The sequence below is a fragment of the Cohnella thailandensis genome (genome assembly GCF_014212135.1).
Taxonomy (GTDB): domain Bacteria; phylum Bacillota; class Bacilli; order Paenibacillales; family Paenibacillaceae; genus Cohnella; species Cohnella thailandensis.
In genome coordinates this window covers 1-9959 of record NZ_JACJVQ010000029.1, presented here as the reverse complement: position 1 = coordinate 9959, position 9959 = coordinate 1, and the positions used below count along the sequence as shown (strand labels likewise).

Genomic DNA, 9959 nt, shown 5'->3' with positions numbered 1-9959 from the left:
GCGCGGCGACATCAAGCCGCTCGGCACGAAGGCGGGAGAGATCACGCCGGCGATGGCGGAGCTGACCGGCCTGAAGGCAGGCACGGCGGTCGCGGTCGGCAACGTCGATGCGCACGCGGCCGTACCGGCGGTCGGCGTCGTGGACGAAGGCAAGCTCGTCATGGCGATGGGCACGTCGATCTGCCACATGCTGCTCGGCACCTCCGAGGTCGAGGTGGAAGGCATGTGCGGCGTCGTCGAAGACGGCATCATCCCGGGGTACAAGGGATACGAAGCGGGGCAATCGGCGGTCGGCGACATCTTCGAATGGTTCGTCGAGGAAGCGGTGCCGGCTTACGTGAAGGAAGCGGCGGAGAAGGAAGGCGTCGGCGTTCACCAGTGGCTCACCGAGAAAGCGAGCGCTTATAAGCCCGGCGAATCCGGTCTCGTGGCGCTCGACTGGTGGAACGGCAACCGTTCCGTGCTCGTGGACACGAACCTGACGGGCGTCGTCGTCGGCTACACGCTGCTGACGAAGCCGGAGGAGATGTACCGCGCGCTGCTGGAAGCGACGGCTTACGGCACGCGGACGATCATCGATGCATTCCACAACAATGGCGTGCCGGTGCATGAAGTGTACGCCTGCGGCGGCTTGCCGCAGAAGAACCGCTTTCTGATGCAGATCTACGCGGACGTGACGAACCGCGAGATCAAGATCGCGGATTCGAAGCAGACGCCGGCGATCGGGGCGGCGATGTTCGGCGCGGTCGCGGCGGGCAGCGCGAAGGGCGGCTACGACAGCGTCGTGGACGCGGCGAAGGCCATGGCGCGCGTGCGCGAGGAGACGTTCAAGCCGATTCCGGAGAACGTCGCGATCTACGAGCGCCTGTACCAGGAGTACCGCACGCTGCACGACTACTTCGGCCGCGGCGCGAACGACGTGATGAAGCGGCTTAAGGCTCTGAAGGATGAAGTATCGAAGTGAATAAGCATGGTTGCTCCGACCGCACACGACACTATTGCCTCGCAGCTAATTATGCAGCTTCTCCCATTCGCTCAGGTGCAGGACACAAAGGACATCTACCTGTTAAAGAAATAATTCGACAGTCAGGATTGGGGCTAGACGATACAAATGAGACAGCCAGGATTAGTGCTAGAAGAGACACAATGATCGAATTAGATTCTATGAGGAACTGAGGAATTCGGACAGCTATTCGATCCAAAGGACATTAATTACGCGAAATGGAGGGAGGCGTTGGCCTGTTTGCGTAATTAGCATTCGAATTACGGGACAATTTTTATAGGAGAAGACTTTGCGTATTAAGAAGCGTGAGAGGGGGACAAGCATGCGCATGCTTGGGCGATTCTCAGAAGCTTGTTGCTCCCTTGCTGCAACGTATTCCAACGGAAAGTGAATTCTGCAAGGTATTTGAACAAGTGTCGGGGATGGACTCCATGATACGTGTCGTTTAACCTCTTGAAGCCAGCCTTAAATATGGTCGCCAAATTCTTGCAATGGCGCTTCGTGAGGTACCTCGAACGATAGATGATATTCTCCTGGCTATAAGGGTCGGAAGCAAAATGGCGATCTTTAAATAAATCACATCCCAATGGTGTGATCGTTCCTGACAACATATACTCTCGAGGAATCTCCATCAAGGCAAATCTTGCCGGTCGGTCGGATTCATCGTAAGACATTCCCACCGCCAGCGGTTGCTGCGTATCGGTTAATTCAAAGGAAGAAAGGTTGTCGCGGCCATAGATGGCCAAACCGGCTTCGATTCGCCCGGCAAGCTTGTCCGACTCGGTTGAGCTTAAGCATTGCCGAATCTTGTCCAGCATGGCGTAAGCTGTTTTATAGGTAACGTGCACCAGTTCCGCTAATTGGACGGCATTGATGCCCGCAGAAGGATCGATGATCCTTTGCATGGCGAAAAGCCACTTGGACAGCGGAGTTCGAGTACCTTCCAGAATAGTGCCTGAGGTGACAGAAGCTTGATAATGGCAACGGGTGCATTCAAAAAGAGGCATTCGTCGAGTGGAGATCGTGTACGCAGCCCGGTGATCGCAAGCGGGGCAACGGTAACCATCAGGCCAGCGGCAGCGGAGAAAAAAGTCATAGCAAGCATCCTCTCCCCCCTGCTCACGAAGAAACGTCTCATAAGATTCCGACATCTCATCACTCCAAATGGGAACATGTGTTCTCATTTAATATTAGCATATTTTTGGGAAAATGCAAGCGGATCTGGAATCGAATTGGATAGTTTGCTTCGTAAATTGCTACTGAGTGAAGGGGAGAGGCGAGCTAGGGGTTGCGAGGGGAGGGTAGTGGGTAGAGAGTAGAGGCTGTCTTGGGGTTGCGAGGGTTGCGGATAGAGGGTAAGAGGGTAGAGGTGAAGGGGGAGGGGAAATGGTGTGCATGTCGGATGAGTATGTCGGATGGTGGAAAGAGAAGAAACGAGCTCCGGTCCAACACTGGTCGGGGAACGGGCCGTCGTCGCCTTCCCCATTCCGGACGCCGCTCCGGTTACCGCGCAGACCATAGACGAAATTCGCTTGTTTCGTAGGGTGCCGAAAGCCCGATAGGCGAACGGCTTGTCCTTCTGCTACTATAGGAATAGCAACTTGGACAACGGAGAAGGAGAGGGCGATCCATGAAGAGCGCAAAAGGTTGGAAAAGGGCGTCGGCGGCCGGAATCGCTTTGGCGGTCCTGATGACAGGCGGCGAATGGATGCTTGGACAACCGGGCGCGGTACAGGTAGCGACCGCGGCGACGACCGGCACCGTCTCCTCCACCCTCGTTTCCACCATCCAGCAGAAGCTGAACGAAGGCAGCGCGTCTTTCGCCGTACAGGTGTCGGGAAGCGCGTCGGCTTCGGTGAAGACGGTCGATCAGGCTTTCGAGACGGCGATGAAGCTGGACGATTACGTGAATTATACGATCAAGTCCTACAGCTATAGCTCGAAGTCCGACGGCAAGACGGCAACGGTCTCCGTGAAGGTCGACTATTGGGAAAACGCGACGCAGTCGGCGTACGTAGCCAAGAGGTCCAAGGAGATTCGGGCGGAGATCATCAAGCCCGGCATGAACGCTCACCAGAAGGTCAAGGCGGTTCATGACTGGATTCTGCTCAACGTGACCTACGACCGTTCGCTCCGCAAGCATTCCGCTTACGATGCCCTTGCTTCCGGCACGGCGGTATGCCAAGGCTACGCTTCGCTCGCCTACCGGCTTCTGAAGGACGCGGGAGTGGAGGTTCGGATCGCGGAGGGCACCGTCTCGACGGGGGCGCACGCGTGGAACCTGGTGAAGTTGGACGGCCAGTGGTACCACCTCGATACGACGTTCGACGATCCGGTTCCCGACGTGAAGGGGAGAACGACTTACTCGTACTATCTGCTGACCGACGCTCAGATCAAGCGGGACCACAAATGGACGATCGCTTATCCGGCGGCCGTCGCTTCTTATCAGCAGACACTGAAGTCCTTGAAGACGAAGGACACGTCGAGGCAAGCCTTTTACGCCAACCTGGAAGAGACGCTCGGGTACAAATATTTGCTTCCGGCCTATTCCGCTTCGACCGTCGAGGATTTCGCGAGCAAGATCAAAGCGGCCATCAAGGCGGGGCAGAGCTTGGTCAAGGTGCGATACGTGAACGGGGCGAACAAGAAGCTCGACCTGCAAAAGCTGCTCGATGCGGTTCCCGCGCTTACGTCCATTCAGACGAGCAGCAGCTCGTTCCCAATCGGCAACGCGGACGACGCTCTTGTCACTATTACGTTTAAAACCTGATGCGGGTGATGCCCGCTATTCCCGAACATCCCTAGGCGGGATGTTCTTTTTTATCCCGTAAAGTGATCGACTCCCGATCCCATCGGTCTAACTTATATCAATTCTCGCCGAGCGTTCCCGCGCCGATGCGTATGCGGAGATTCCGTCCGCGGCCGCTTCGGCCGACGATTACGAGAGGGTAGACCTGAGGGAAGCCGTCGACCGACTGGACGAGCCCCAGCGGATAGCGGTCATCGCATTACTTCGAGGATCTGCCGCTGCGACAAGGGGCTCGCCCTCGACATTTCGGAGAGCGCGGTCAAAATGCGGCTGTTAAGAGCGAGAGATAGGGGGCCGGCGAGTATCTGGTCGTGAAGCCGTTCATTATCGAAGACGACTTCGCGGAGGACGCGAAGGCGAACCAGTTCCTCGAAGGGCTGGAGACCAAAGTCGAGCTAAAATAAATAAGGTTGCCGTACGTTTGGGCTGCGAGGGATTCCTCGCGGCTTTTTATGTGCTTTCATATTTATTTCACTTTTCCTCGATATAATAGATGGCACGAAACCGCACCGCCCAAGAGAGAAGGAGAATCGCGATGTCGAGAACGGTCCTGGTCGTCGACGACGATAAAGATATCGTGAGGCTGATCGCCGACGGCCTCAAATACGAGCAATTCGAAGTGAAGTCCGCCTATTCGGGAGCCGAGGCGCTTGCCGTCATGCAGGCCGCAGGCGTCGACTTCGTCATTTTGGACATCATGATGCCGGGGATGGACGGGCTGGAGGTATGCCGGGTGATCCGCGAGCGGCACGCGACGCCGATTCTGTTCCTGAGCGCAAGGGATCGGGAGATGGACAAGATCATCGGGCTCGAGATCGGCGCGGACGATTACATGACGAAGCCTTTCAGCGTACACGAGCTTACCTCGCGGGTCAAAGCCCATTTTCGCAAAATGGAGAGGCTGCACCGCGAGTGGGAGAGTCGGCAGGAAGAGCCGCAATCGTCCGCTCAGGTTCATGCGAAAGGAGTTTTGCAACTCAACGAGGCGACATACGAAGCGCATCTTCAAGGCGATAAGCTCGATCTGTCGACCAAGGAATTCCAGATCCTGCTCTACTTCTTCGGCCGTCCGAACCAAGTGCTCACGAGAGAACAAATCTACGCCAGCGTGTGGGGAGACGATTACGGGGACATGAACACCGTCACGGTGCACATCAAGAACATCCGCAAGAAGCTAGACTCCTACTCCGAATGCATCAAGACCGTGTGGGGAGTCGGCTACAAGTTCGCCCCGGAAGGGCTGCGGCCATGAAGCTCAAGGTCAGGCTGCCCATCATGTTTTCCATACTCGTCATCGGGCTTACGGCGCTGATCGCGGTCTACATCAAAACGTACGTGATCGAGAGCATTTTCTCGAACGTTCAGGAGCTGCGCGAGGAGCGCCAGGCGGCCGACGAGTCCATCCGTCAGGAAGCGGAGAAGCTGTACCCCGACATCGAAGCCATCAAGAAGTACGTTCGAGGCTTGAACGACCAAGAGAAGCTAACCGTCGGCCTGTACGATACCGGCTTCCGTCCGATCGGCGAAGACCCTTGGGCGGCCGACGGAGAGGAATGCTTGGACCGGCAATGGCATCAAGTGAAGAACGCCGAGGGAGAGACGGTTCTGCTGCTAGGCATCTTGAATTCGGTAGGGCCGGACGACGTGGAGCTCGGCCCCGCGTTCGAGCAGGTGTTCATCGTGCTGCTCCTCTGTTTGTCCGTTATTTTCGTCGGGTTGTGCTTCCACTTCCATTATCTGATTACGAAGCCCATCCAACGGTTGAACAACCGGCTGGGAGGGATCCAATCCGTGCCGTATTCCCGCCCGCTGGCCGTCAGCCGCAAGGACGAGATCGGCGAGCTGTACCGGCATGTCGGCGAGATGGAGGTGCGACTTTTGCAATCCAGCAAAGAACAAAACGACATGATCGCCGCGATCGCCCACGACATCAAGACGCCGCTAACCTCCGTGAACGGCTTCGTCGAGCTGCTGCTGACGAAGGATTCGCTGACCGAGCGGGACCGCCGCGATTATCTTAGCCTGATCGAAAAGAAATCCCATCACCTGACGGAGCTGATTCAAGAGTTCTCCGCCTTCACGAAGAACGAAGCCCAGCTCGCCGACATTGCCCTTCGACCCGTCAACTTCAAGCGGTTCTTCGAGAGCACGGCCGTCGAGTACGAGGAAGAGCTGGCTGGACTCCATCTGTCGCTGACCTGGAGCCATACCCTGAGCGGCTCGGAGACGTTCCTCGGCCATGAGCCGATGCTGAGGCGGGTGTTCGCGAATCTCGTCAGCAATTCCGTCCGCTACGGAGGCCGGGAGGAACTAAGCATCCGGTTGAGAGGGTTCGTCCGAAACGAGGATGCGGTCATGGAGCTGGAGGATAACGGGGTCGGCGTGCCGGAGATGCATCTAGACGCGTTGTTCCAGAAGTTTTATACCGTCGATCCCTCCAGGCAGATCGCGGCGGGCGGCACGGGACTCGGGCTGGCCAGCTGCAAATCCATCCTGGAACGGCATGGCGGAACGATAGAAGCCTTCAAGTCTTCGCTAGGAGGGCTCGGAATCCGAATCCGTATTCCGACTTCATAATTGTTTATTTTTGTTTCAGTTTCTTTTTAGCACTCGATGATAATCTGCAATAGGAGGATTGAGGTAAAATAGAGAAATGAAGGATTGGATAAAATTGCTATGAAGAGAAAGAACGCAGCAGAGGAGTTGGATTTATGAATTTTATGCTCAAGTGGAAGTGGCCGATCATCGCGGCATGGGTCGTCGTCGCCGTCGTGCTTCTCGCCATTATGCCGAATATAGATCAGCTTGTTCGCGATAAGGGTCAGATCGGAGTGCCGGAAGGATATTCCTCCACGCAAGCCAGCCATCTGCTGGAGGCGATGGGGGACGAATCCGAGGACGAGCGGGAGATGTCGGTCATTCTGGTCTTCAACTCCCCGGAGAAGCTGACGGCGGACCAAATGACCGGCATCGAGCAGGGTCTGGCACAGCTGGAGAGCAAGAAGCAGGAGCTGGGGCTAGTCTCCTTGCAGACGCACGTGAACTTCCCCGAGGCGAAGGACCAGCTTCTTTCTGCGGACGGCACGACGGTCATGGCGCTCGCTTCGGCGGACACGGAAGGACGCACCAAGGACGAGATTCGGGACAGCCTGACGGCCGCGTTGAAGAACGTTCCCGTCTCTCATTACCTGACCGGTCCGGCGCTCATCAACGAGGACTTCACCAAGACGACGCAGGAGGGCGTCAAGAAAACGGAGCTCGTCGCGGTTATCTTTATCGTGGTCGTGCTGATCCTTATTTTCCGCTCGCCCGTCACGCCGCTTATTTCGCTCCTCGCCGTCGCTCTGTCGTTCCTCGTTTCCCTGGGGATCGTGACGCAGCTCGTCGACAAGGTCGATTTTCCGTTCTCCGGATTTACGCAGATCTTCCTCGTTCTGGTGCTCTTCGGCATCGGGACGGATTACAATATCCTGCTCTTCATGCGGTTTAAGGAGGAGCTGGCCCGCACCGACTCCAGGGCGGAGGCGATCGTCCGGACGTACAGTACGGCGGGGAAAACGGTGATATACAGCGGGGCGGCGGTGCTTATCGGGTTCTGCGCGCTCGGGCTGGCGGAGTTCCAGCTGTTCAAGTCCGCGTCTGCCGTCGGAATCGGGGTCGGCGTGCTTCTGATCGCCCTGTTCACGTTCCTTCCGGTCATGATGGGGCTGCTCGGCCCTCGGATTTTTTGGCCGTCCAAGGCGGCGGGAGGACATTCCGAGAACCGGATCATCTCGGGCATTACCGGCTTCGCGGTGAAGCGGCCGATCTGGGGCGTCGTCATCACGCTGGCCATCGCCGTTCCGATCTCCTTGTTCTACTCGAGCCAGCTTAGCTACAATTCCCTGGACGAGGTCGACGATTCGTATCCGTCCGTTCAAGGGATCCACGTCATTTACGATCATTATTCCGCCGGTCAAGCGATGCCGGCCACGCTCGCGATGCAGTCGGACGAGGAGATGGATTCCGCCGGGAATCTGGCCTTTATCGACAAGGTGACGGAGCGGCTTTCGCAGGTCGAAGGCGTGGATAAGGTGTATAGCGCCACGAGGCCGAAGGGCGAGAAAATCGCGGAGCTCTACACGAGCAACCAATCGCAGAAATTGAGCGAAGGGATTCAGCAAGCGAACGAAGGGATCGGCACGATCCGGGACGGCCTTACGAAGGCTGCCGATCAAGTCGCCGCCGTTCCGCTAGAGGATCTGGGCAAGGCCGGCGAGCTGGTCGCCGGAACGAAGAAGGTGCAGGATGGCATCGACCAGTCCATCTCGGCCTTGAACAAGATCGCGACGGGAATGGAGCAGGGCACGGCGGGAGCGGGGGACCTCAAGAAGGGATTGACGGATCTTCGCGGCAGCCTGGCGAAGCTGAACGATTCGACGGGAACGATCGCTTCCGGCCTTCAGGCGATCTCCGGCGGCTACGGCTCGCTTTATTCCCAGTACAACGGCATTCAGCAATCGGTGCAGTCCCTGGTGAAGGTGTCCGAGGCGATGAACGATTCGGTCGCCAAGCTGGAGCAATCCGAAACGGGGCTGGCGGATAACCCGGATTTCGCGACGCTTAAGAGCACCGCCGCCTCGCTGACGGAGCAGCTGAACAAGCTGAGCTCGGGCATCGAGACGCTGAACGGCCAGTTCGACTCGGCCAATGGCAAGCTGGCGCAGCTTGAGCAGGGGCTTAAGCAGATCCAGTCGGGCCAGCAGCAGATCGAGCAAGGGGCCCGGAAGCTGGAGAGCGGCTCGAGCACGCTGCAGAGCGGCTTGGCCGAGGCAAGCGAAGGGCAGCGAACGGTGACCGGCCGGATGCCGGCGCTGTCCGAAGGGTTAAAAAGCATCGAGCAGGGACAAACTCAATTAAACAAAGGATTGGACGCTCTGTCCGCCAATCTTCCTGCCCTGGAGACGGGGCTGAAGGACAGCGTCGCGGGCCTGCAGAAGGTGTCCGACGGGCTTGCGAGCACGACGGATTATCTTGACGAGATGTCCGGTACAAGCGGCTCCGAGTCGTTCTTCATACCGGAGGAAGTGAGAACGGGAGCGGAGTTCGCGCAGTCGCTCGACATGTACATGTCGGAAGACCGCCGCACGGCCAAATGGTCGGTCGTGCTGAGCGACGATCCGTATTCGACGGCCGCGATGGACTCGGTGGACCGGGTGCATGAGGTTTACAAGCAATTGGCCAAGGAGAGCGGGTTCTCCGAGGCGGAATACGGAATCGGAGGCGTCGCTTCGCAGAATCTGGATCTGAAGGAAGTGTCCGGCGGAGACTTCACGCGAACCGCGGCCATCATGCTAGCCGGCATCCTGCTCGTGCTGCTGTTCATCTCCCGGGCATTCTGGCTTCCGGTGGCGGTCATCGGTTCGCTGGTGCTCGCTTACTACACGGCGCTGACCTTGACGGAGTGGATTTTCGGAGCGTTCACCGAACACGGGGATCTCGCCTGGACGATCCCGTTCTTCTCCTTCATCATGATCGTCGCCTTGGGAGTCGACTACAGCATCTTCCTGATCATGCGGTACCAGGAGTATCAAGAGATGGACCCTCGCCGGGCGATCCACGAGGCGATGAAGCATACCGGAGGGATCATTCTCTCGGCGGCCATCATCCTCTCCGGAACGTTCGCCGCGATGTATCCGTCGGGCGTGCTCACCCTGGTTCAGATGGCGACGGTCGTCATCATCGCTCTGATGCTGCTGGCGTTCCTGTTCCTGCCGTTGTTCCTGCCTGCCGTCGTCGCGATCGTAAATCGCTCCAAATCGGCCTAAGCGTCCGTCCATCGGGGAGGAGCGTCTTCGGTTGAAGCGTTCTAGACTATATAAGCTGTTCGGAGCGGCAGTCCTGATCGGGCTGCCGCTCCGGTTCGATTTTCGCTAGATAAAAAAGTTCGAATACCCCCTTGCGTTTTAGCGCGAACGGGTGTATATTTATCTCAAGTTAAAGATAATTAAATCCAAAACAACGACGAGAGCGAGGTGACGAAGCATGAAGGAGAAGAGTCGGACGCCCAAGCCGATGCAGACGCAGGAGAAGACTCAGACGCCATTGCAGACGCAGGAGCAGCAGCCATCGCAAGAGCGGGACGTTTCCCTGAAGCTGTTCGTCGTC

6 protein-coding genes are annotated in these 9959 nt (G+C 57.5%); 5 read left to right on the top strand and 1 reads right to left on the bottom strand.

The genetic code is table 11. The features are described from left to right. Positions 1-964: ribulokinase (locus H7B67_RS29000; RefSeq protein ID WP_185123398.1), on the top strand; the 964-nt coding region annotated here is incomplete at its 5' end. 335 nt (positions 965-1299) lie between these two features. Here the strand turns inward: H7B67_RS29000 and H7B67_RS28995 are convergent. Continuing rightward, on the bottom strand, positions 1300-2154 hold the full coding sequence (locus H7B67_RS28995; protein WP_185123397.1) for a transposase: 855 nt from the start codon (positions 2152-2154) through the stop codon (positions 1300-1302). Between the two features lie 479 nt (positions 2155-2633). Between H7B67_RS28995 and H7B67_RS28990 the strand changes: the two genes are divergently transcribed. The 4 genes from H7B67_RS28990 to H7B67_RS28975 all read left to right on the top strand — a co-directional run bounded on the left by H7B67_RS28990 (position 2634) and on the right by H7B67_RS28975 (position 9619). Continuing rightward, positions 2634-3773: a transglutaminase domain-containing protein gene (locus H7B67_RS28990; protein WP_185123396.1), complete on the top strand. Its 1140-nt coding sequence runs from the start codon at positions 2634-2636 to the stop codon at positions 3771-3773. A gap of 574 nt (positions 3774-4347) precedes the next feature. Further along, positions 4348-5064, top strand: coding sequence for a response regulator transcription factor (locus H7B67_RS28985; protein WP_185123395.1), 717 nt, complete (start codon positions 4348-4350; stop codon positions 5062-5064). Continuing rightward, the gene (locus H7B67_RS28980; RefSeq protein ID WP_185123394.1) at positions 5061-6389 is read left to right on the top strand and encodes a HAMP domain-containing sensor histidine kinase; all 1329 of its coding nucleotides are present in this window, start codon (positions 5061-5063) and stop codon (positions 6387-6389) included. The genes H7B67_RS28985 and H7B67_RS28980 overlap by 4 nt, the downstream gene beginning before the upstream one ends. A gap of 134 nt (positions 6390-6523) precedes the next feature. Then, complete coding sequence (locus tag H7B67_RS28975) at positions 6524-9619, top strand: MMPL/RND family transporter (protein WP_185123393.1); 3096 nt, start codon at positions 6524-6526, stop codon at positions 9617-9619. The last annotated feature ends 340 nt before the right edge of the window (positions 9620-9959 follow it).